The sequence below is a fragment of the Algibacter marinivivus genome, from assembly GCF_003143755.1.
GTDB classification, from domain to species: Bacteria; Bacteroidota; Bacteroidia; order Flavobacteriales; family Flavobacteriaceae; genus Algibacter_B; species Algibacter_B marinivivus.
In genome coordinates this window covers 1,766,346-1,792,547 of the sequence record NZ_QFRI01000001.1, presented here as the reverse complement: position 1 = coordinate 1,792,547, position 26,202 = coordinate 1,766,346, and the positions used below count along the sequence as shown (strand labels likewise).

The window sequence follows — 26,202 nt, the reverse complement described above, 5'->3', positions numbered from 1 at the left end:
AATTTATTCAGTTTTATCAGTTTCAATATAAGGTATTGCTCCAGGATAACCCATTGGCACATTTGAAAAATACTTTTTGTCTTCTATATTTTTCATTTCTTTATATGATATTATGTCATGGTCTATACCATATATTAGTAATCGCTCTTTAATTGATCTCTTAAACCACCTTGGGCTAATTTGTATTGATTTCTTTTCTTTTTTTATTAAAGAAAGTTCTTCTTTAACTTTTAAAGTGGCTAAAGCTTCCCAGTGCATATGTATAAACAATACAATCAATGCATTTGCAACGGTTAAAGAAATGAGTCCGTAATTAAAAATCCTTTTCTTTTTAAAAGAGTATAACCCAATAAACATAGGTACAATAGGAATTAGCCATATTTGAGGAGCAAAACGGGCCCACCAAAAATGCTTACTTATTAGCAAAGAACTAATTATGGCACTATATGCTATAAGCACTAGAAGTCTTTTGCTTTTATTATGCCTCAATAAATAAAATAAGTAGAGTATTGAAAGAATTAAGATACCGCTAAAAAAAGGGCCAAAACCTGCAATTCTAGTTTCATGAAAACGGTAGGCTCTCCAACTTGAAATACTAGATATAAAGGGTATTGCTAATTCTGCATTATCTTGATTATCGTAAGGGGCATTTCCTGGTTTACCAAAATGAGCATAAAAAAAACGAAACGGTAATGATTTACCTTTCATATTTAAAGGTGTTTCATGTTTTTCATTCCCATCTTTTCCTTGTTCTAGTTGACTTGGATATCCTTTAGATCCTAAAATAGGGTATAATGGATTTCCTCTTTTTTGTAGGTTTGAAACATAAGGATTAAATCCAAAAACAATTAGCCCTAATGCAATTGCTAAAGTATGAAACCCTATATATTTAAAAATCAAAGCTTTATTTTTTAAAAGAACATATATAAATCCAAAGCCTGAAAAAACAACTAAAAATACTATACCTGTAAACTTTACATTGAGCAATCCAACAATTGCCATTATACCAATTAAGAGGTGTAAAAAATCATATTTACGAATTACAGAAAATAGAGCTGCTATGTAAATACTCAGATACAAAAAAAGAAGACCATCTACTAAATAGGTTACAATTTCGCTCCACACTACAGGATTTAAAATAATTAAACTAGAAACAATAAAACTATTTCGTTTACTTAATCTAAACTTTCTTGATACTATATAAAAAAATAAGCTAGCAACTATTAATATAATAAAATTAAGTGCTTTTCCGGCTTCAATAAAACCAAAAGTACTGTATATAGATGCTGCCATATACCAGGACCCTTTAGGAAAATGAATAATTGATAAATCGTTACTTCTATTAAATTTTCGGATAGGTTCTGAAAAAGGATTCCACCCTTCGGCCAAATTATAAATAGCAGACTGATGATACCATTGTCCATCCCAAGATAAATCCCAGAACAATGCTGAAACCAATAAAGACAATACAATTAAAAAAAAACTTAACACAACCGAAACCTTAACTGTTCTTTTATCAATTTCATACTTCTTTCCTAAAATAAAAAGAACAATAACAGCCAGAATAATAGATAATGGACATGCCCATGGTAAAAAATAATGTCCAATAATAAAACTTAATAAAACCAATAAATGATTTAAACAAATAGTCAGTAACAGTATAAGGCAACAGCTTAATGTTACCTTATAACCAAAAGAATATTCATATTCTTTATTCATATACTAATATGACTTTTTATTTCACAAAAAAAAACATTCTATCTTTTATCAAGATAGAATGTTTTAAAAAATTATATTGAGTAAAATCTATATTATTGTTTTACAATTTTTTTAGTATAAGAACCTTTTTCACCTTGCATTTTAACAAGATACATACCAGTTGATAAAGCACTTACATCAATATTAAGCTCAGATTTATCATTTACCTCTGTAGATATTACTTCTTTACCTAATAAAGAATATACTGATACTTGTTTAACATTTGCAGTAAGCCCTTTAATACTTAACTCATCATTCACAGGGTTAGATATAAAAATTGAACTTGTATCAAAGTCTTCAGTACTTAATAAAGATACAAGAACCATACGCATCGCAGTAATTGAACCAGGGCTTTGAAATAGTACTGGATCACCTGCTGCAGATGGAGCGTCTCTATATCTTAAGTTGCCTTGTAATGCTCCTGATGTTGGTGATGGCTTAGCGAACAATGCATTGTTCCCAGGTCCACCCCAACCACTCTCTCTTCTTCTTTGAAATTGGTCCCAACCGTAGTTTGGATCTGCGGCATCAATAATTGGCAGACCTGGTCTAACATTAATTTGAATTTCAGGATCTGATCCGGTTGCATCTAAAGTTGTTTGATCTACAATCAAAGTAAAGTCTCCAGGACCAGGGGTAAGGTTTGCTGTAACTTGAATATAACCACCAGAGGCTGGGAGTCCATGATCTTGTATAGTCCAATTTTGTGTTGCTTCAAGAGCTCCTGTTTCTTCTGCAGCCCACTCTAACTGACCTGAACTAGCATTAATGGTCATATAAAGTTCTGGAGTTAAACCACATGTTGAAATCTTATAAACACCGTCAGCCGTGTATATTTCAGGACATGCTTGCCCTTGTACTTGAAGCGCGAATGTTGCAAATAATAAAAACGCACTAATTTTTAAAGTAATTTTTTTCATAAGTTTTAGTTTTAATTATAATTTTGACTAAATATCATAAAAAATACATTCGATAGTATCATGTACTATCCTGTAAACTGGGTTTTTTTTAGAATTTTAACAAAAAAAATCAATATATCTCTTTTAAATTCCATAAATTCTTACAAAAAAATGCTTTAAAATAGATTAATTTCAAAGTAATATAAACTAAAGTTAGATCTATTTTAAAGTGAGAATTACCTTTTTTAAATCTTTTTCCATGGATGATGCTCCTACAGATATTGTAAACGTTCCAGGTTCAACCACCTTTATCATATCTTGATTTAAAACATTCAGTTCATCAAAACCTAATTTAAACGAAACGGTTTTTGTTTCACTTGGCTTCAAAGTAATACGTTTAAAACCTTTTAACATTTTAAGATAACGCCCTACTGAGGCATAATCATCTCTAACATACAATTGTACTACTTCATCTCCAATTCTATCACCGGTATTTGTAACTTCTACTGAAACAGTTGTAGTACCATCAGCAGAAATAACATTTTGCTCTAGTTTTGGGGCGCTATATCCAAAAGTCGTATAACTTAACCCATAGCCAAAAGGGAATAATGGTGATTTATCATTAAATCGGTACTTTCCTTTTCCAGATCCAATAAAATCAGGACGTTCCAGATAAGTAACAGGAACTTGCCCAACTGAGCGCGGAAAAGACATGGTTAGTTTACCTCCTGGATTTACATCTCCAAAAATTACATTAGCTACAGCATCACCTGCTCTCATGCCACCGTACCAAGTTTCAAGTACGGACGGTATATTTTCGGCAATGTAGTTTATACTTAATGGACGTCCATTAATTAAAACAACAATTACTGGTTTTCCTGTTTTATGGATTAACTCTACTAACTCATTTTGTACGCCATATAAATCAAGATCAGAACGGTCTCCGCCTTCACCACAAGTTTTATGAGAGCTACCCACAACTAGCACAACAGCATCTGATTTTTTTGCAGCTGAAATCGCCGCAGGAAATCCAGCTTTTGAAAAACTATCAATATCGCAACCTTTAGCGTAGTTTATTTTTACTTTATCGCCTACTTTTTTCTTTAAACCATCCAGAACTGAAACATAATATGGTGGTAATCCTGAATAACCTCCCAATAGTTTATATGTTCCTTTTTTTGGTTTTTCTTCGTGAGCGTTAGGACCAATAACAGCTAAGGATTTTATTTTTGACAAATCAATGGGTAAGAAATTATTATCATTTTTTAACATGATAATAGATTTTTCAGCTATTTCTAATGCAAACTCACGATGTTCTTCACGACCCGCATTTACTGTTTCCTCATCAATTTCTTTTGGCTCTGTATCAAACAAACCTAATTTATGTTTTGCAGTCAAAATACGTGATGTAGCTTTATCTATATACGGCATCAATGAAGGATCTTGCATTACTGTATCCTTCAAAACATTAGTGTGATAAGTTGCTAGATCTACGTTTTTCCCAATTACCAAGTCCATATCAACACCCGCTTTTAACCCTAAAATAGCTGCTTTAGTTCTGGTTTCAGAAATAAAATGCATAGTTTCTATTCGCCCTACATCGTTATTATCAGACACAATAAAACCGTCAAAACCTAACTCATCTCTTAAAATATCCTTTAGTAACCAAGTATTCATATGACATGGCACCCCGTTATAATCTTGATGCCCTGGCATAACAGAACCTACCTGAGCTTCTTTTACTGCCGCCTCGAACGATGGCAGGTAAACCTCACGTAAACGACGTTCAGACATATCGCTAAATCCTCCATTTATACCACGGCGGTTTTCAGGGTATCCTACAAAATGCTTAGCCGTTGCAATGACATGATTTTCATCAAATTGCTCATCACCTGTACCTTGTAAACCTTCAATAAATGCAACACCCATGCGCGACACCAAATAAGGGTCTTCTCCATACGATTCTTCAACACGACCGTAGCGCGCATCTCCTGCATAAACATCTAAATTAGGTGAATAACAATGTGTAACACCTAAAGCCCGAGCTTCTAGTGCGGTTTGAGAAGCCATTTTTTTAATGAGTTCTGGTTCCCAAGTTGAAGCACAGGCTACCGCCTGTGGATAAACAGTAGTATTACCGTAATAATCCAAAACGAGCCATAATCCATGTAATGCCTCACCATATTTCATAAAAGGAATACCTAGACGATCATTAGCTGGAGCATCTTGGGTCATTTCTGCTATTTTCTCGTCAAGCGTCATTTCACTTAAAAGCTGCTCTACTTTTTCAGAAATCTCAGAATCTTCTTGAGACATCGTTTTATTTGCTTTACTTTCTGAGTTGCAATTCAATAATAAGACTGTAAAAAATCCGAGAACAAATAATTTCTTCATAAACTCTTTTTTAATAATTACTTTATTTAAATTAATCAAAATTCCTTATTCCAGGAACGATTTTTATATCCAATACCCCTTTAGTTTTAGGCCATTTTAATACTATTAATTTTTGACTATTAGAATCCCAAATAAAATTTGTTGGGTCTATTCCATTAGCTAATTTATAAATTTCAAGACCTACATTTTTTACAGGATTATAATATAAGACTGATTCTTCACCTAGTAATACCGAAAAACCATCAGGATAATGTCTATTAGCTCCAATAAATATTTTAGATGCGCCTTTATTATTATCTGGATTTATTTTAACATCTAAGCTTCTGGTTGCATGATTAAATAAAAAGGATTGAATATCTCCTGCAATGGCTTGAGGAAAAGGTCTAGAAATAACATCAGTAATATACTTTCTTTCTACAGTACCTGCATCTGTACTATCACTAAATATAGACCAAGTAGAAGGCCCACCAGGTAAAAAATGTTGCATTGTCCTATTACCTAAAAACCATGCTTTAATTGAGCCTACACCCATCTTATCAAAAACTTCTGCAGTTCGAATATAAAGTTCTCTATATTTTAATTGTCCGAGATTGCCTTCTATTATTGTATCAGTAGTTGCAAAAGTTGGGAAACCCCATTCACCAATTAAAATTGGAGCTTTTAATATATCTGACTCCTTATCAAACCTGTCCATATTACGCTTTATATAATCTATATTATTTTGGTATATATGTGGTGCAAAAATGATGTTCTTACGATTTATTGGTGCTGTTATTTCTGAATACTGATTATTATCTATTTTTTCGCCTTTATTCATGAAGATAGATTGAAATAGAATTAATTTATCATCATTTATTTTTTGACTTTCATCTATAATTTTTTGATATAATGGAATTAGGTATTTATTTGTTAAGTTTTCATAAGAAATATCCATCGTTAACTTTCTAGGTTCGTTAACTACATCATATCCTAAAACCGAGGATTCCTCTGAGTATCTATTCCAAATGACTTTCCATGCATCTATGTACGTTTTATATTCGTTCTTTTTATTTTGCCAGAATTCTTCCCAAACAAACTTATCTACACCATAAACTGTCATTTTAAAAATGGTTTTAATGCCATGGTTTTTACCTAAAGCAACTAAAGAATCTAATTTAGCTAAATATTTAGGTTCAAGTTTTCCTCCTGGAAAGTTACTTAGTTTACCTAGCTCTAAACGAATGACTTGAGAATTGGCACCCATTCTCACCATTCGTGCATAATCATCGCTATTAAAGAAAACTTCTCCTGCATGATCGTTTGTATTAACTACAAAACCTCTTGGAATAATATGACGCCCCTGTTCATCTCTTAAACCATGCTTTATCTGAGCGAAAGACATAAAAGAAAATAAAAACAGTATCCCGAAAATAAACTGAAACTTCATTGCGATTTGTTTAGAATATAAAGCAAGATAAATTCCATAAACTTAATTTGTAACCTGTACTGTGCTGTAATATTTTAACATATCAATAAATTGAATACAATAATAGCAATGCATAAAAAAAAGACCGAAATAAAATTATTTCGGTCTTTTTAACTAAAACTAACACAAATTAACTATTATCTATATCCATTGTTTGTTGGGTCTGACTCCAATAAATTAGGGTTTAATAATATTTCATTTAAAGGAATTGGTAACAGAACATGACGATCTTGTATGTTTAGATTAGGAGTATACGTTTTGAATTCCGCATTACGAACAACATCCAAATAAATACCCCATCTTACTAAATCGTATCTTCTTGTAGCTTCTGCTGCTAATTCCCATTTACGCTCGTCATAAATTGCCTCTCTAAACGCTTGTTGGCTAAGACCTAAAATAGCTTCAGCTTCTCCTACAGTCGCAAAAGCACGCTCTCTTATTTCTCTTATGTACTCAAAAGCAGTGTTAGGATTACCTCCAGGGCGCTCGTTTTCACATTCTGCAGCCATTAAAGCCACATCTGCCAACCTAAATACCAGCCTATTATCGCCGTGATTAAAACGTGGAGATGTCTCAAAATTTAAACTCATAAACTTAGGCATGTATGTATGATTCAATTGAATACCTTCGTAACTATCCATAACATTTAATGGTCGTCTCAAATCATTCATTGGAAACTTTTCAGCAAAGTCTTTTGATGCTATCTGAAGTCCAGTGCCATTAAATTCTTGTCCATTGGCAGCCAATGCAGCTCTTAAGGCATCTTGGTCTTCACCTGGAGCAGGCTCATCCCTAATACGAGGATTAAACAGACTTGGTCTCCAATAATTATTTCCCGCAAAAGAACGCCCTGGGAAAGCTGGCTCAAATTGACCAGTTATATCCTTAGCAAAATCTAAAGACCAAATAATCTCATTGTTATATTCGTTTGCTGGATTAAATACGTCTGCATACACAGGCAATATACTGTGAGTAGACTGGTTTATAATCTCCAAACATTTATCTAACCCAGCTTGCCAATTTTCAGCTTTCATAAGTATTTTTGCTTCGATAATTGCTGCTGCCCATTTAGTAGCTCTTCCTCTATCCTCATCTGGATACACTGATGGTAAGTTATTTTGCGCAAACTCCAAATCATCCAAAACACTAGCAAGTATAATATCTTTATCCGTTCTCCCTAACGAACTAACTTCTTCCAAGGTTAGAACTTCAGTATAAAAAGGAGCATCACCCCAAAGGTTAGTGATATGCCAATAAGCCAATGCGCGCATAAATCTTGCCTGCGCGATAACATCGGTCTGAACCTCATCAGAAATGGCTCCATTTCCAGTAACCCTATCAACAATAACATTGGCATTTAAGATAACTTTATAGAGATTTAGCCATGTATCTGTTACGCTCATTTTTTGGTTTGATGCGTCGGCAGTGACCTCACTTAACGTGTAATTACCCATCACCTCAAAAATTGGATGTCTACGATTTGGCTCAATAATATCAACTCCATTGTCATACCAGTTATCCAACCCTGCTTGTCCGTATATGGAATTGTTTTTAATTAAAGCGTAAAGACCTGTAATGGATTGTCTTGCATCCGAATCGTTAGCAAAGAAATTTTCTGGAGATATAATATCTCGTGGATCTTCCTCTAAAAATGAATCACAACTAAAACATGTGACCATAATTAAGGATATATAAAAAAATAATTTATTTGTTTTCATAGTAATATTTTTAAAAAGTTACGTTAAGACCTAAACTTAAAACTCTAGCATTAGGATACTCTCCGCCAGCAAATCCTTGACGGATATTAGATCTACCATACTGACTTGTCTCTGGATCGATTAATCTAAAATCGGAAAGCAACAACAAATTAGTTCCTGATGCATAAATTGACATGTCTTTTACACCTTTTAATCCCATCTTATCAACTGGTAAATGATAAGTAAATCTTACATTTTTTAGACGTAAATGCGAACCGTCTTCAACATCGAAAGAATTAGGAACATAAGCACCTTCAACAAATCCAGGTGAAGGAATGTCAGAAGTTGGGTTTTGAGGTGACCAATAATCAGCTACTTCGGCATACTTTGGAACCTCCCCACGAATGAAAAAATTTGTACGTGTTCTTGTATTAAAAACCTCATTTCCAACTGTTCCTTGAATATAAATACTTAAGTCGAAATTTTTATAGGAAAAATTGTTTTCAAACCCGTAAATTAAATCTGGAAATGGATTACCTAGCACTTCATAATCCTCGACAGATATAGTTCCATCTCCATCTGTATCTTTATATCTAGGACCACCAACTGCATTTGCTGCTGGATCTTGTCCTGAAGCATCAATTTCTGCTTGACTTTTCCAAGTTCCTAAATACTCTGCCCCAGTAAATACTGGAACAGTTTCTCCAACAATAAGTCTTAAGTTTCCTGCCCCCAATACTGGATCTGTAATAACATCTATAAACTCTTGACCGCCAAGATCTAATACTTTATTTTTGTTAGAAGAAAGTGTTACTGTAGAATTCCAATTAAAATTAGAATTAGAAATATTAGTAGAATTAACTAAAAATTCCCATCCTCTATTCTGTAAGGATCCTACATTTTGTATTTGATTATCATCTCCCGCTTGTCTTGGAATAGTTACTTCTAATAGTAAATTTTCAGTCTTTTTAGAATAATAGTTAAATTCTGCAAACACTTTTCCTCCAAACAATGAAGCTTCTAAAGCTATATCAAAAGATGTTGTGGTTTCCCATATTAAATCCGGATTTGCAAATCTTCCTAAAACAACACCAGGCAACTCAACACCGTTAAAAGAGGTATTGCCTTCATCATAAACAGGTAAAGTTTCATATGGGTTGATAGCTTGGTTTCCAGACTTACCATAACTTGCTCTTAACTTTAAATCTTGAAAGGTGTTTTGATTTTGCATAAAAGGCTCTTCAGTAATTTTCCATGCACCTGCAATAGATGGATAAAACTCATACTTATTTCCAGGAGCAAATACAGAACTTCCGTCGCTTCTACCCACTAATGTTAATAAGTACTTATCTTTATAAGTATAATTAAGCCTTCCGAAAAAGGAAACAAGTGTTCTTTGCCCATATCCAGATTCTACCAAATTTCTTAAAGGATCTGATCCTGTTCTTAAGGAATTGAATGTTGTCGCATCAGTAGTGAAACCAAAGGCTTGAGCCGAAGCTGTTTCTGTAACATCTTTCTGAAATGATGCACCTCCTAGAATCGTATAGTTATGATTGTCTCCTATTACCCCAGAGTATTGAACCGTATTTTCATTATTCCAATTGATAGTTGACGTAGTTCTTATCCTAGCATTACTATCTCCCGATTGTAAATCTGGTCTTTGACTAGACGTAAATTCGTTCCTTTTAGAGTTGATAATATTCGGATTAAAAGTAGAACGTATAATTAAATTTTCAATAGGGCTATATTCTAAATAAACCGTTCCTAACAAATTGCTAGAAGTAGTCTCATCTATATCCAATCTTGACGTGGCTACAGGGTTATTAAATGGATTCCCAGTTACCTCATTAGCCCCATTAAAAGAACCATCAGCATTGTATATGGGCTGGGTTGGTAAAATTCCTAAAAGACTTCCATAACCAACTACACCATTATCCTGCTTTATTCTTGAATAATTAATCCGTGCCCCTGCTTTCAGTTTGTCACTTAGTTTAAAATCTAAGTTAGACCTAAATATATACTTTTGTATTCCTGAATTTTCAACAATACCATCTTGATCGAAAAAATTAAGAGAATTATAATAATTTACACTACCATTCTCTGAAGTACCTGCAATAGAAACATCGGCGTTATAAATAGGCGATGGATTTACTAACAGATCGAAAAAATCATTATTAGGATAGTCCGATGGACTTCCTGGAAATGGCTCAACTACACCTCTTAGAATTGCATCCTGATTGGTGTATTCAATTTGTTGAGCTTGACTTAGATAATCTGGTCTTTCAGGCACTAATTGTGAACTTGTGTAAATCCCCACATTAACTTGCGGTTTTCCACCACCAATACTAGCGCCACTTTTAGTAGTTACCAAAATAACTCCATTTGCTCCTCTTGAACCATAAATTGCAATGGAAGATGCATCCTTTAATATCTCAACAGATTTAACATCATTGGCATTAAGGTTATTTAAATTGAAATTTGTTCCAACAATAATACCATCAATAACCCAAAGAGGTTCATTACTACCAGTAATAGAGTTACCTCCTCTTACTCTAATGGATGTACCTGCTCCAGGTGCCCCACTAGTTTGTGTTACTTGTACACCTGCTGCCCTACCTTGTAATGCCTGATCCACCCTTGAAACCGGCAAAGTTGAAAGATCTTCACCACTAACTGAGGAAACCGAACCAGTTAAATCTGATTTTCTCTGAGAACCATAACCAATTATAACAACTTCGTCAAGTTTATTATCTTGCTCTAAAGTGACGTTGATTTGAGTCTGATTACCAACAAGTACTTCTTTTGTTGAATAACCAACATAAGAAATAACTAACGTGCTTAGTGCTTCTGCATTGATAGTGAAATTCCCATCAAAATCAGTGCTTGTTCCTGTTGTAGTCCCCTTAATTAGTACTGTAGCACCAGGAAGAGGTTGCCCATCTGCAGTGACTGTACCGTTTACAGTCTGTGCATTTGACATTGCCATACATGATAATGCCAAAACAACACACATCCAAGTTTTGCGAAAACTTAAACATATGTCTAATGTAGTTTTTAAATTCATATAATTTTAGTTTGTTTGTTAATAGAATTCTAAAATATTATGTAAAAATTTATAAACTATCCTGTCCTATCCCTTACTATCCTGTACTTCCCTGTAAAATATTATCAAAATTGTAAATAAAAGACTACTAAAATTATTTTTAGATAAAAAAAACCTCAAATTAAAATGTAATCTGAGGTTTTAAAAATGTAAAAAAGGTAATATTTATTGTGGCACAAGTTCATAAAGTTTAACAGCATGTGGCTCTAAATCCACTTTTAGGATAAGACTTTCATTCCCTTTTATTACCAAAGAATCTGATACCGTTTTTGGAAGGTTTGCTAAACCTTGATATTTTGACAAATTAGCACTTAATACGTTTTGCCATCCATCAGCAAACCTATCTGATGTCCTGTTACCATATATACGTCCGTTTGTGTTTTCAGATACACCCGCGGCTCTTAAATCTTTATAGAACTCGTGCATCATAACACCATTGTTTTTATCTACAGTCCATTCGCTCATTTTCCATTTATTTCCACTCGAAATAAGACCACCCTCTAACTTAGGATAAATGGTACGACTTGAATTACTTGTTCTTGACGGATTATGGTTATATACTAATAGATATATCACATCGCCCTTAACAACTGGAATAACTCCAGCGTAACCACTAAAATTATCTATTGCTTCTAGTTTACTACCACCTTCCATCTTTTGAAACATACGCGTTACGTTTTTTCTACCTTGAGGTAAATCACTGCCTTCTATTTCTTGCCCCCAATCATAAATCTCATTTATTTTATATTCGTGTACCATATCACAGACTGTTGCATACCAACTTGCACCCAGTTCAGTTGCATCAACTAAACTTGAGCCACGTACGCGATTTTCATCTCGAAGTATCCCAAACTCTTGTATATCTAATGGAATATTACTAAACTGAGGATAACTATTCAATTTATTTCTGTAGCGCTCAATCTTATCAGGTAAAGCTACAGTGTTTTGATCTATTTTTTCATAATATGAAATACTAAAAAAATCCATTTTAGTACCTGTTGCACCCGTTGCATAATTAGTACCATTGGCACAATGATCAATTAATTCTGTTGTATAAGTTGCAACACTATCTTCAGTTAACATATTTCCTGGACCAACAATAGCGTCAGGAATCACTTTTAAAACTTCATCAACAGTTATATCGTAATGTTTAAAATACTCTTGCATAGTACCGTTCCAATGATTAGGCGTATAATTAGGTTCAGTACTCACCCTAAATCGCCAAGTTTTAACCTCTTGCATACCAAATTCATTAACAAGTGTGGTTAAAAAAGCATTTACATATTGCCTCCAATAATCGTAATTATCAGGAGGACTTGTATTTCCATAGGTATTTACCACTTTATTAGCAACCATTTCCCAAGGCACTTTACTTAAAACAATTCTTGGTTTGAATCCAGTACTCATAAAGTTTCTCATAGTAGAAACCAAATCACTAAAATCAGTAATTATATTACCTGAACCATCAACACCTTTGTAAAACATATTAAGGTTATCTGTTCTTCCTCCCATAGATCTAACCAAATTGTAACTTTTTACATAATCCTTTATTGTCTGTAAGGAGTTTCTAAAATTTGTAGTATTAAATCGCGATTGATTTACCATCGGTCGTGTAGACCAAAAATTATGGAATTGCCCTACTACAGCACCAGTGTTTATTGTAGCTATTTTACTAGGGTCAATATCTGCTTCATTTATGGCTTGTGGTTCTTGTGGTTCTTGTGGTTCCTCAGGTTCTTCTGGTTCTGGATTTTCTATAATCTCCTTCTCCATTTGTTCATCTTTTGAACATGTAAAAAAAAGTGTAAATGATATAATCGGTATCATCAAAACAAACAATCTTAGGGCTTTTAATCTTTTCATAATTTTTTAATTCTAGCAATTACTTCAAAAATAATATCTTTTATAGAGAAAACAAACCTGTACTGTCATGACTAAAAACTAATACAATTTTCTATATATGCTTTAGAAAAATATTTCTATACTCAACTTTCATTGGTGGTCCAACGTGCACTTGTACACCAATAAAGCCTTTTGTTGATCTATTAATTTCATCTAAATCAGTCACCTCACTAAACAGCACACCATTTACATAATGTTGTATTTTGTTGTCTTTTACTATGAGATGTACCGTGTTCCAATCGCTAGGTTTTATAGTGGATACTAACTCTGATTTTAATTTGGTAGCAATAACGTCTCGTGTTTGCCAACAGTTTCGTTTTACATTTTTACGTATGTTTTGTTTTGGTATACTATCTGGCATCTGCGGAATAGCTACAGTTTCGCCCATATAAGCCAATGTGGTTCTCTTTTTCTCTTCATAATTCTGACCAGTATATTTATTCTTGCCGTCAATATCACATTGATACCCCCTTAAGGCAAACGGCATATTTTCTATAAGTGTACTTCTGTAATTTACACCACTGTTGCCTGAATTGGTAATTTTATATTCTAGTTTTAACTCAAAATTTTCGGGTTGTTCCTTTTTGTAAATAATGAAAGAATTTCGTTTTAAAATAGTTTCTGGTGTTACCTCGCCAGTTAAAACACCATTCTCAACACGCCAATAGGTTGTATCTCCTTGCCATCCTTTTAAATCCTTTCCATTAAAAATGGATTTAAATTCTGTTTTATTTGCAGCGTTTTTACATGAAAAACTTAAGGCTAATAGTATTACGAATTGGTATTTTATAGCTCTTAATCTCATATTATATCTTAATCAACGGTTACTTTACTTTTCCACCAATTTTTATTGGGTTGAAAATCTTTTAACAATACCTCCAAACGCTGTTTTTCTAGCGAAGGCCATTTTTTATTTATAGTATTTGAATATCTAATTTCGGCTTTTTCAGCATCATAAACTGAGTCTTTTACAGGATATTTAGCATCTACATTATTTAACCAAGACATTAAATTATGACTTAGGCTTTTAGCAATTTTAGGGTGTTTTGACAGTAAATTTTGTTGGTCTTTTTCTTCGGAAGGTAATTTGAATAATTCTTCTCGACCATCTTCCCAATAATGAATTAACTTCCAGCCATCCTGTTGTATTATAGAAGCTGGCTCACCACCCTGATTGCCATAATGCGGATAATGCCAATATAAAGGTCTGGAAAATTCTAATTGCTTTCCTTCTAATAATGGTTTAAGACTGATACCGTCTATATGTTGTTCTGGATGTAACGGTATATTTGCAACATCTAAAAGCGTTGGATAAAAATCGGTGTTTATTGCTGGAAATTCCGTTGTAGTACCATCATTTTTTAACCATGGTACTTTAATAAAATAAGGCTCGCGAATACCACCTTCCCATTGATACCCTTTTCCACCTCTAAGCGGTAAATTACTGGTAGCGTAATGATCTCCAGAAGCTACACCACCATTATCAGAAGTAAAAACTACAATAGTATTTTCTTCTAATCCATTATCTTTTAATGCTTTTAAAACGATACCAACAGCATCGTCCATAGTTTCAACTAATCCTGCATAAATAGGGTTGTCTTGCACTTGACGGATAGGCAGCACACGCTCCATCTTGTAACCTGAATCTGCAACACCTAAGCTATCAGCCTTATCACGGTATTTTTGCCATTTATATTCTGTAGTTTGAATAGGTGCATGCACTGCGTAAAAGGATAAAAATGCAAAAAACGAAGTGTCCTTATGTTTTGAAATGAAATCTGCAGTTTCGTTGGCTAAACGCAAGGTTAAATTTTCTCCTTTTTGCTTATTGGGTAATTTTGGATTGTTCCAAGGTGAAAAGAAACCACCTCTAGGTGATCCTGCATCTATACCACCAATATTTATGTCGAAACCATGATTTTCGGGATGTGAACCTTTGCCTCCTAAATGCCATTTTCCTGCAAAAAAAGTTTTGTATCCGTGATTTTTAAAAGCTTCTGCAATGGTGATATCGGCTTTAGGTAATTGCGTTACATAATCTGCTGGCAATAATTTATCATATCGATTTCTTGTACGCCACGCTTCACCTGTTTTTGCTCCTATCCAATCGGTAATGCCATGTCGTGCTGTAAACTTACCCGTCATAATACTAGCGCGAGATGGACTGCATACTCTACTTGCTGCATAGCCTTGGGTAAACATCATGCCTTCATTGGCTAATTTATCCACGTTTGGGGTTTCGTAAAAAGTGCTGCCCGTAACACCTAAATCGTGATAGCCTAAATCGTCTACTAGAATGAATAATATATTTGGCCTATTGACATTTATTCGTTTTGAAGATGTTTTCCCTTTACAACCCAAAAAAATCACAAAAGAAAATAGTAGAAAAAAATATTTAAAATCAATCATGCTCTTTTTTTAGAGAAAAAGAAAGCATCCAATCTACACATTCAACAGCACTAAATACTTTTGCATTACCTTGAGCATGATTAGCTTCTGGGAACGCAGTGTATCGCACATTGAGGTTTCCTGTTTCCTTTAGTAGGTGTACCATTTTTTTTACTGGTTCAACGTTCTTAACATCGCTACCGCCTACCATTCCCCAAATAGGTAAGTCTACTAACTTACTTACATCATCCGTATCTCTAACACTACTAAAACCCGACGGCGATGCTGCTGCAAAACGTTCTGGCGTATCTTGAATCCATGCCCATGTACCACTACCACCCATACTGTGCCCCATAACATAAATGCGGTTTGTATCAATTTCTGGATATTGCTTTAATATATAATCTAGCATGATATTCAACGTTTTTGGATCCCAACTACTAAAAGAATTTGGTTCAAGCAGCATTAATTCTTTTCCTGATAATTCAGCTAATGAAAGTCCTTTTACTAGTGCCGACCGTGAAAGTTGCTTTTCAATACTCCATACTTTTCCACCGCCACCGTGTAATGTTATTAGTAATGGTATTTTTCCTGTAGATTTTTTTAGTGGCAAAGCAATAAATGCTGATTCTTTTAAATCACCAAGATGGGGTTTTAAATCATCAGGCCAATTTAATATACTTACTTCTACGTTTATAAACCGCGAATTAATATCATCAAGGGTTTCTTGAATATTTTGAGCATTAGTAACTAGCATATTGCACATAATTAAAATAAATGCTAATTGTTTTAATAATGGCTTTGAAGTAGTGACATTCATATTATTAATTTTCTCTATTTACTATACCTTTTATTGATTTAACTTCTATTTATTTTTCGTGGATTTTAAAAATTTAAATGATTTTATTCAGATTTTGCAGCTTTTGGCCCATCATAATCATAAGTAAACCAATCCACATCAATATATCCTGCATCTTCTTTTTCATTCCATGAAAAGAAGCCTAAACGATCGCCTGTCCACTTTCCAAAAGCAATAGTAAAGGTTGGTCCAAAATCTGAGAAATACTCACCATCTACACTATATTCATATTTAGCTTGATTACTATCGTTGACAGTGCGTACATAAAAATCAGGTCCAACAACTTTCGGGCCTTTTGTTTTTTTACCAAATGTATCCATGTAAATGATATACTTTTCACCGTTTTCATCTACCTCTACACCTAATAAATTGAACACGCCGCCATATCTTACAAATCCTGCTAATTGGTGTGGTTGCATACCAGAAATATCAAATTTAGCTACAGCTGTTCCAGTGGTGATGCCCATAATACGCTGACTTAACGTATTAGAAGCTCTCCAGAAATCTGAGTCGGAACCATCGTTGTTTGTCCACTCGTTTATGTTTGGTCCGTAACCTTTTTCGTTTGGCAATATTTTGCTTGCTTTTAGGCGTAACCACCCTGGGTGCTCGGTTAAAGACCAATGTGTGTTTCTTGGATTATGGTTCCACTCCCACTGAAACCCTAATTTAGATGATAAAAAATCATCGTCTGAACTTGGGGCAGTAATTGGGTAACCGTCTATAGGTTTTTTGTGTTGTTTTACGGGTTCGCCAATGCCATCGTTATCTTCGTCTATACCTATAATTGGCCATCCGTCAACCCAATTTACAGGTTCTAAACATTGCGGACGCCCTTGGAATGGAATGGTATCATTCTGAATCAATTGATGCATATACCACCACGATTTATCTGGTGCTTGCATTAATGCGCCTTGACTTGCACTACGATCATTAAAGGCTGTACCCTTTTCTAATACAGTTTTTACTTCGTAAGGCCCGTAAATACTTTCTTTGGAGCGTAGTACAATTTGTTTTCTATCGTTTTTTGGGTTTTTCACACCTGGTTTGGTGGATGTATCACCCATGGTCCATTGTGCTAAAAAGATATACCAAGTGCCATTTATTTTATAGATTTTAGCAGCTTCGGCTCCCATACCAGTGTACACTAATTTACCTTCGCCTAGGATTTTTGTACCATCCCAACTCATTTCGTAAATTCTATTTTCGTTACCTTCAATTGTATTAGTTGCTGCTTTTTGCTTGCCAGCTGTATTAATTATTACGTAAGCTTTGTGTGTTTCTTCATCCCAAAACACTCCCGGATCATCTAGCACCTCAGCCTTTGGGAGCATCATAATAGGTTTACTCCAAGGGCCTTTTATATCCTTTGCCGTTGCTACCATTAAACCATGTTGATAATCTATTTGGTAGCAATACCAAGTACCATTGTGGTATGCTAAATCGCCTGCCCAAGTACCAAAAGAATAGCCATTCATGCGATCCCAATTGTATTCTGGCGCCCAAGATAAACTTTTAAACACGTGCCCCACATTCGTCCAGTTCACCATGTCTTTAGATTCTAGAATTGGCATCCCTGGCGACATGTGTTGCTTTGATGTAATCATATAATACGTATCGCCTACTTGCTCGATATCAGAATCTGGATAATCTGCATTTAAAATAGGATTGATGTATGTACCATCACCTTGGTCTCCAAAGCTACCCGTTTGGGCTTGAGCCAAATCTTTTGATGATGTTATTGTTTTGTTTTCTGGTTTTGAATTACAACTGGTAAATGACACTAATAGCATAATAATTAGTGATTGTAAAACAGTGTTATATGTTAGTTTCATAGTATGCCTTTTAGATATTTTAGTGTCTTGTAAACTTAGTTTTTTGGATATGCTATTGTGTAATCTCCTGAGCCTAAAATTACAAATCCGTCTGCTATTTCAATAGGGTTATTTTGTTTAAATTCTGTAATAGGTGCACCGTTTATTTTTAAACTTTCAAGCTCTGAAGGCGTCACTAAAACCCTAGCTTTTGTATTAAACGGTACTTCAAGATTCATACTTAACACATCATTTTTTATCGTCCAATCATTGGTAATATCGCCATAAGGTGTTGGCACTTTTACTTCCGTGTTTGTAATTATAGTAGGAAACTCAGGATTTACAGTAAATACTTTATAACCTGGTTGATTTTCTGAAGATTTAATACCACCTAATGCTTCATAAAAATAAGCTGCAAAACCAGAGTGCATTGGGTGATTTAAAGAATTTGTTGGCCCTTCCATTTCTTCCCAAACAAATTGGCGTTCTGGCCATGTGGTAAAGCCTGAATTCATGACATACGTTTGACTTGGAAAATCTGGTGTTGTTAAAATTTGATGTGCTAAATCTGCATTTCCATTTTCGGTTAAAACAGTATAGATATATCTGTTTCCATGAATTCCCGTGGAATGGTGCCCTCCTTTAACTTCAACAATATCGTATGCTAAACCGTTAACAATACTTTCAATATCGTTTTCTGGTGCTAAGCCAAACTGTAAAGCTTGAACAGTTGCTGTTTGACTTTGATACCATTTGTGTTTTGTATTGGGTATTTCAACTAAAAATTCTTTGTTGAACGCGTCTTTTAATTCACGTTGTTCTTGTTTCATTTTTAGAGCGAAAGCTACATCATTATTCATTTCTGCAAAGGTTTCCATAATACCTAAAACATCATAGAAATAGGCATTTGCAGAAATAATAGGGTCGCACTCCATAGCTGAAGGGTTTTTACGTCTATCCCATCGTGGTGGGCACCAATCGCCCATACCATCTTGCATAATGCCATTTTCACCTTTGTAATTTAGATAAAAATTAGTCAAGTTTCTCATCTCTGGGTAGTATTCTTTTACTATGGCATCATCACCATAAAACTTGTAATTATACCATGGCAAATACATAGTGGCTACGCCCCAATCTATCTTTGCGTAGGTTGATGTACGTTTTCCTGGAGCAATCATAGTTGGCACTTGAAATTTTATATCTGGGGTGTTATGCCCTTTTGTTGGTCGCATTTGTGTACGGATGTCTTCCATATATTTTTTATAGAAATCGTACATATCATAATTGTAAAGTGCATATTCACAAAATGCATGTGCATCGCCTAACCAGCCACATTTTTCGCGGTGTGGACAATCTTCTGGAATACCGTGAATATTGTCTACAATCGTCCATTTACTAATGCTGTGCATTTTGTTTAGCAATTCATCTGAAGATGCAAAGCTTCCAGTTTCTTGAATATCTGTAGCTACCAAAACTGCTTTAATCATATCAGCATCTGGCTTTTTAGAAGTACCATTTATTTTTGCATATCTAAACCCGTGATAACTAAATTTAGGTTCCCAAGATTCTAAACCATCACCTTTACAGATGTACTTGTAAATTTGTGCCATTCCATTTGCACCACCTCCTGTTGAACCCGGAAAAATATCTTTTCCGTTAGTTAATAATGCTTCGGTAGTTGTAATTTCAATTAATTGCCCTTCATTTCCTTGAACGTTTAATTTTACCCAACCAGCAATGTTTTGTCCAAAATCAACAATCCAATTACCATCTGGTGCTTTAAAAACCTTTTGTGGTTCAAATTCTTTTAGCTTTTTAATTGGTGGAATTTGACTTGCACTTATTTTTTTTACTTGCGGAGATACTACTTTTGCATTTCCCCATTTAGTATCATTGTAACCAACTGTATTCCAATTTCCTAATTCATAACGTGCATCATAGGTGTCTCCTCCATAAATATTATTAAATACTATTGGTCCTGTAGCTTCTTTCCAGTTTTCGTCAGTATAAAAATCTGCTGATGTCCCATCTTTATAATTTAATTTCACCAAACAACGTACTGTTGGCGGACCGTAAGACACCCCTTTTTTATTTGATTCTGGATCTCTGCTCCAAGAAATATTTTGTCCGTAAAAGCCATTTCCTAATATAATTCCAAAGGCATTTTTACCAGATTTCAACTGTTCTGTAATATCATAATTCACATAGTAGGCTTGCTTATCGTAATTTGATGGTGCAGGATCTAAAACATGGTCTCCAACTTTAGTTCCATTTAAATACAACTCATAATAGCCTAAACCGCAAATATATGCTTGCGCATTTTCGATATCTTTACTAAGGTCTATCTCATTTCTAAAATAACTAGCTGAAAAACCCTCAACTGGTTTCGATTTCTTCATGTTACCTCTTTTATAACCTCTAAAACGATGCTCTGAAGTTCGAGTATCTTTATTTAGCGTAATCCATTTTGAAGCACCCCAATTGTCAGAATGCATCAAACCCATTTCAAATTCTTGAACCTCAGACCATTTTGAAACCGTTCCTTGTTCATCCCAGATTTTAACTTTCCAAAAGTATTTCTGGAGCGCTTTTAAAGATTTTCCTGTGTATTTTACAAATGTAGATTTCTCGCTTTTTACTTTATCTGAATTCCATAGATCTGCATCATCTTCATTTAATTTTTCTTGGGATGAAGCTACCAAAATATGATAAGCCGATTGTGATTTATTATACCCTTCTACATCTATAATCCAGGAAAACAAAGGTTGTTTGCTTTCTATTGCTGAAGGATTATACTTAAGATTTATCGATAATTTCTCAAAAGACATTGGTGTTCTTGAGGTAGAAACCTGCTTACAGGATATGCAAAAAATAGTTAAGAAAACTATTGAAAATAGAGCTTGTTTTTTTATCATTATGACACTATTAATTTGATACTTATATTAAAATTGAAAGATATTACAACGCATTAAAAAAATTATCCTGCTCCGTCATGCAATAAATTCATTTTAATAATTAATAACTTAACAATTTCACAGGACCTTCTAGTCCTGTTGGAACCAAATTTTTATACCGTCTTGTCCAAACGTTTGTTAATGGATTATCAAGTGATTTGCAATAGTTAGCCAAAACAGTTGTGTAATGTACTTCTATAGTATTATCACCTTGCTTTAAAAATTTTTCTATAGAATAAACTGCTTTTCCGTACCAACGTTTGCCTACTTTTTTACCATTAACATATAGTTCAGTTACTCCTTCATTTACATCACCTAGATCTATGTGTGTAAAATCGTCTGTGTTGTTTATCGTTGTCTCATAAATAATTTCTCCAGCAAATGAATTTTTTGTTGTATCAATCGATTCACTGAAATCAACTAAATCAGACATATTCCAATTGTATATCTTATTATCTACTCGATACCCCGTTACAATCCAATTTTCATTAATTTCTTTGCTATTTTTTATTTTGACACTCTCTTTTATTACTTTATTATCTGGTTTTTCTTCTTCAAAAACTAACAATAAAGATTCTAAAGGATTCAAAGAAATCTGTAATTCATTTGTGTTTTTAGCGTAGTAAAAAGGTATTCTTTCTCCTGTTTCTGGGTTCCACATGTATGGATATTTATCTTTTACAGGGAATTTTGCATTAAAAGACGTAACATTATACCGATGAATATTTGTGAAAAAATAAATATCTTTATCTTCTGTATATTGATGTATTTGATAGACTTTTTTAGTTGGATTACTTATTAGAACATCTGGTGCAATCTTAGATCTATTTAAAAATTCATTAGTCCAACTCAATAATTTTTCTATCAATTTTGGTTGTTTAATTCTGATGAATGAATTAGTATGGCTTGCTAAAAGACCTTCCATAATTGCTTTTACCTCTTCATCATTTTTATAAAAATCCGCATAGTGCAATGACTTAGTTGGTAGCTCATCAACTACAACAACCTTACCACCAGATTCTACAAACTTTTTTATAGTTAATGCCGTTTCTGGATGGATGGATTTTAAACTTGCTAAAATTAATAGCTTGTAACTCATTTTTCCATATGAAATAACACCGCCCTCTATGTTTGCATTTCTCAAAACATTTTGATTTATATACTCGCAAGAATATCCTAACTGGCTTATAGGCTCCCAAAGCTTATATAAATAACTTGGTTCTAAATGAAAAGGTTCTCTTGCTAAACCTTTATCTCCCCATAAATCGGCAGTAGGTCCAATAATAGCAATAGATTTATTGGCTTGAGAATTTTGAAACACCGCTGATAATCGTGCATTATAATCTACCCAATTATTAAGATGTTTCCACCAAGTATTTTGTTCGCTAAAATAAGCACCATAACGTATCCATCCCGGAAATGGCTCTTCTTGTGGAGAGTAATTGTAACCATGTAGAATAGAATGATTAATACCTGTAATGAAATTCATATCATCATGTTGTTTTATTTCTTCTAAAGTTGTTTTAAATAGTCCTTGAGTATTAGTCATAACTTCAGAACTTACAATCTTTTTTCCTGTTAAATGCCCTCCAGCAGAAGCGTACATATTCCAAGTCATGTACCCATGACTTTGGTTCCACTTCCATAAAGAATCTTTCATTTCTGCAGAATAAATCCAATTATTGCTTTCAGGAATATCTGGTATCATATACCCATCTAACATCCCCATTAAAAAAGGTGTTCCATAGGCTTGATATCTGCAAAGCACATCATTTGCTTCACAAAAATCTTTATAAGTTTGGGTAAAGTTTTTTAAAAATACTTCTACCAATAGTTTATTGTAATCGTATCGAACACGTTTTAAATTGTCTTTAAATTCTAGCGAGAAGTTGTTGGAATATTTATCATTTGAATAATTCCCACGGGCAGAATAAAACACAAAAGGCATCCACTTATCTAGTTTGTAACCATAAGTACGAAAAAAAATATTTTCGAAACCATCAGTCCAATTAGCTCCAGAAACCTCAATACTATCACAAAAAATGGCTCTAATTAATTGATTTAGTGGAATACCTGAACGTTCTGATATTTTCTTTAACCTATTCAAATATGCCAAGGTCATTTCCTTTTTATAATGATCCATAACCGGACCTGCTCCTCCAGGAGCCCCAAGAGTTACATCTCTGAAATTTTGTTGAATAAGCGAATAGCTTAAATAATATTTCTCTGAGCTTTCAATTTTATAGTTTAGTTTTCCTTTTTTATCTAAGTGCCCTATAAGATTTATTATCTGACTCTTATCATTACAATCTTTGGGAATTAAAGCTAGATTAGCTAGCCCATAAGTTGTTCTTTTACTTATATGCCTTTGAGCTCTGGCTTTTCCAAACTTTTTTTTGTACAAATTAATTAAATACTCTTCATCAACTTTAATAACCTCATTAGAATTATATTCAATAAAGTCTGTGACCATCCGTTGACTCGTCTCTTCGTCCTTTAAAAATTCTCCACCAAACGGCCATCCTGTGCCAGCAATTATGTCTGTAATCATGCCTAAATCTTTGGTTTTTTTAGCCGCATGAACTACCATATCAACCCATTCATCGCTCATCCAAACTAAAGATTTTTCGTTTTTGTTAAAAGCAGCTGGCATAGCAATTGGGTTTATTTCCACACCTCCAAACCCAACATTCTTTAGAGATTCTAATTGTCTGTCAAGTTCTAAAGTTTTAATTTTATTACCATTCCACCACCAACGTACAAAAGGGCGCGCTTCTGCTGGAGGTTTCTGAAATTTGCTAAATAAATCTTGAGCGTTAGTTTTTTCCAACTTACTTTCATTACATGAGGACATAAGAAAAACTAAAGCTAAAACTGGAAAAAACTTACTTATATACATTGAATTAATAATTTTTGAATTAAATATATAACTCTTAAAATAAAACCGTTTCTACTATTATTATCCTGTACTCTCATGCTTAAGATTTATATTTATTATTTAAACAAAACGAAAAACGCTACCATAAAATTGATTTGGTAGCGTTTTATATTATGCTTATGGTTAGTATTTTAAAGTTTATTTAACCACAATTTTCTGGGTTGAAATACCTTGACTTCCCTCAAGTTGTAATATATAAATACCTGTTTGATGATTTTCAAAACGAATCTCTTTTGTTGATACAAAATTACCTTTTTGAATTTCTACACCATTAATCGAATAAATTCGATACTGCGTATCTTCTCCATGGTTTAGTTTTATATTGAATGTCCCATTACTAGGATTTGGATATATACTCACCTCATTTTGTTTAACGATTTTTGAAGCGGATAATGAAGCATTAGATAATTCTATAATATTTATTGAAAATTTAGGTAAAGTAATACTTTCACTGCCATCGCTAATTAGAGTTAACGGATCTACATCAATCCCCATAGCTCTTTCCTCATCCATTGTTGAAAATGATATGGCCTTGTGAACAGCATTATCTGTATAAAAATCACCATCAATATTCACATTAAATGGCACATCCTGATTACTAAGGTTTACAACAAAAACAGAGGTTTTTCCATCTTTAGTTACAGCTCTGGCGTTAACCGCTTTTACACCATCTACAAGGTTTGGAACTTGTACATCACTCTCAATTAATGTAGTATTTTCAATTGCTAAACGTATAATTTCGTATGCCGACCCAAACAGTGTTTTTTCTAAAGGGTACTTAATTCTTGGGCGCTCTACTCCACTTGGTGAAATATAAGTTTCCCATACGTAATGTGAGTTTAATTTTCCATTTACACTAAACCAATTGGCACGTTCAAAAATATCTTGATTTTCACTCATAAAAATATAACAATCTGCCATTCCTAAAACAGATACCGCATTTGGGCCACCAGATTTCACACCCCACTCGGTTAACCAAATTGGTTTATTGGGTGCTACTTGATGCGCATAATCATAAATAGAATTCCCTAAGTGTTTACGTGCTGTAAGTGCTGTACCATAAGCTTCGTCGCTATTGCTAGCATCATCTGGGTCTGAACCTACATAGGTGTGTACAGTAACAGCATCAAAATAAGTAAGATCTTGGGTTAAATCTTGATTCCAATTAGGATTTGCCCAATTATCTCTTCGCAATAATGGTACGGATACTTTTATATTTGGATCTTTTGCTTTAAGTGCAGCAGACATGGCTTTTGCTCTGGCAATATAATCTTCAGTATTTGGGATGATGGAGCTTCGTTGTCCTGGATAAAAATTCTCGTTACCCATTTCAACAACTTTTACTTCAAAACCTTTTGCAATTAAATCATCGTATCGGGCTATGGTTTCTGGGCATCCATTATTAAAATCGGTACCATCTGCACTCATGTTAAACGTCCACATCATATCAAACCCTTTTCCTGTTTCGGATTTTCTGGTTTCATTTAAACTTGTAAGGCCTTCTATTCCTACTTTGATATTAAGATTGTCAAATATGTTTATACTAGCTAAATGGTCTACTGTTTTTGTTCTGATAGTTTTATTTACGCCTTGTTCATATTGGAAACTTTCCGTTCCAAAAAGGCGCGTAACATCACGTCGCCAATCGTACCAATTAGCCCATAAACCATGAGGAAACCTAATAGTTATGGGCTTTAATTTGTTTATTAGAGCCTTCTCTGTTGAAGTTGTAAAATGATGTGTATTTGTTCCGAGTAATAAATTATTGAATTCTTCGCTTGAGGAAGATGTTATGTTAATAGTTGCCTCCATATTTTCAGGTAAACTAAAAGGATAGTCTTGAGCAAATACGGATACTGAAATTAGCAGTGCTATATATAAATAAGGTAGTTTTTTCAGCATGTTTTTTTGTTTAAAATTAGGTGTATTGCAAACGAAAAGTATCCTGTACTGTCTTGACTAACATTGTAGAGTTCATTTTAACAGAAAAAACTATTGAAGTATCAGATCTGACATTTTTTAAAACCT

The 26,202-nt window shown here is 33.8% G+C and carries 14 protein-coding genes; all 14 read right to left on the bottom strand.

Annotated features, from left to right (window positions below):
• Window positions 1-3: 3 nt before the first annotated feature.
• Window positions 4-1,719, bottom strand: a complete 1,716-nt coding sequence (locus DIS18_RS07995; RefSeq protein ID WP_109352458.1) for a hypothetical protein — start codon at window positions 1,717-1,719, stop codon at window positions 4-6.
• A 92-nt stretch (window positions 1,720-1,811) separates the two neighbouring features.
• On the bottom strand, window positions 1,812-2,678 hold the full coding sequence (locus tag DIS18_RS07990) for a T9SS type A sorting domain-containing protein (protein ID WP_109352457.1): 867 nt from the start codon (window positions 2,676-2,678) through the stop codon (window positions 1,812-1,814).
• A 198-nt stretch (window positions 2,679-2,876) separates the two neighbouring features.
• Entirely contained in the window at window positions 2,877-5,051 is a 2,175-nt protein-coding gene (locus DIS18_RS07985) for a beta-xylosidase (RefSeq protein WP_109352632.1), read from the bottom strand.
• A 31-nt stretch (window positions 5,052-5,082) separates the two neighbouring features.
• Entirely contained in the window at window positions 5,083-6,477 is a 1,395-nt protein-coding gene (locus DIS18_RS07980) for a cellulase family glycosylhydrolase (RefSeq protein WP_181364005.1), read from the bottom strand.
• A 176-nt stretch (window positions 6,478-6,653) separates the two neighbouring features.
• The gene (locus DIS18_RS07975; protein ID WP_109352455.1) at window positions 6,654-8,234 is read right to left on the bottom strand and encodes a RagB/SusD family nutrient uptake outer membrane protein; all 1,581 of its coding nucleotides are present in this window, start codon (window positions 8,232-8,234) and stop codon (window positions 6,654-6,656) included.
• Between the two features lie 10 nt (window positions 8,235-8,244).
• A complete protein-coding gene (locus tag DIS18_RS07970) occupies window positions 8,245-11,280 on the bottom strand; it encodes a SusC/RagA family TonB-linked outer membrane protein (RefSeq protein WP_245925618.1) in 3,036 nt (1,011 codons plus the stop codon).
• Between the two features lie 204 nt (window positions 11,281-11,484).
• Entirely contained in the window at window positions 11,485-13,182 is a 1,698-nt protein-coding gene (locus DIS18_RS07965; protein ID WP_245925615.1) for a GH39 family glycosyl hydrolase, read from the bottom strand.
• A 91-nt stretch (window positions 13,183-13,273) separates the two neighbouring features.
• Entirely contained in the window at window positions 13,274-14,026 is a 753-nt protein-coding gene (locus DIS18_RS07960) for a 3-keto-disaccharide hydrolase (protein WP_109352454.1), read from the bottom strand.
• An 8-nt stretch (window positions 14,027-14,034) separates the two neighbouring features.
• Window positions 14,035-15,630 carry a sulfatase gene (locus DIS18_RS07955; RefSeq protein WP_109352453.1) on the bottom strand — a complete coding sequence of 532 codons (1,596 nt, stop codon included), beginning with the start codon at window positions 15,628-15,630 and terminating at the stop codon, window positions 14,035-14,037.
• Window positions 15,623-16,429, bottom strand: a complete 807-nt coding sequence (locus DIS18_RS07950) for a carboxylesterase family protein (protein WP_109352452.1) — start codon at window positions 16,427-16,429, stop codon at window positions 15,623-15,625. The genes DIS18_RS07955 and DIS18_RS07950 overlap by 8 nt, the downstream gene beginning before the upstream one ends.
• Window positions 16,430-16,512: 83 nt before the next feature.
• Complete coding sequence (locus tag DIS18_RS07945; RefSeq protein ID WP_109352451.1) at window positions 16,513-18,303, bottom strand: glycoside hydrolase family 43 protein; 1,791 nt, start codon at window positions 18,301-18,303, stop codon at window positions 16,513-16,515.
• 35 nt (window positions 18,304-18,338) lie between these two features.
• Window positions 18,339-21,197, bottom strand: a complete 2,859-nt coding sequence (locus tag DIS18_RS07940; RefSeq protein ID WP_109352450.1) for an alpha-L-rhamnosidase — start codon at window positions 21,195-21,197, stop codon at window positions 18,339-18,341.
• Between the two features lie 100 nt (window positions 21,198-21,297).
• Window positions 21,298-24,135 carry a glycosyl hydrolase gene (locus tag DIS18_RS07935; protein ID WP_109352449.1) on the bottom strand — a complete coding sequence of 946 codons (2,838 nt, stop codon included), beginning with the start codon at window positions 24,133-24,135 and terminating at the stop codon, window positions 21,298-21,300.
• A 177-nt stretch (window positions 24,136-24,312) separates the two neighbouring features.
• Window positions 24,313-26,076 (bottom strand): T9SS type A sorting domain-containing protein, encoded by a 1,764-nt coding sequence (locus DIS18_RS07930; protein WP_109352448.1) that lies wholly within the window; start codon window positions 26,074-26,076, stop codon window positions 24,313-24,315.
• Between the last annotated feature and the right edge of the window lie 126 nt (window positions 26,077-26,202).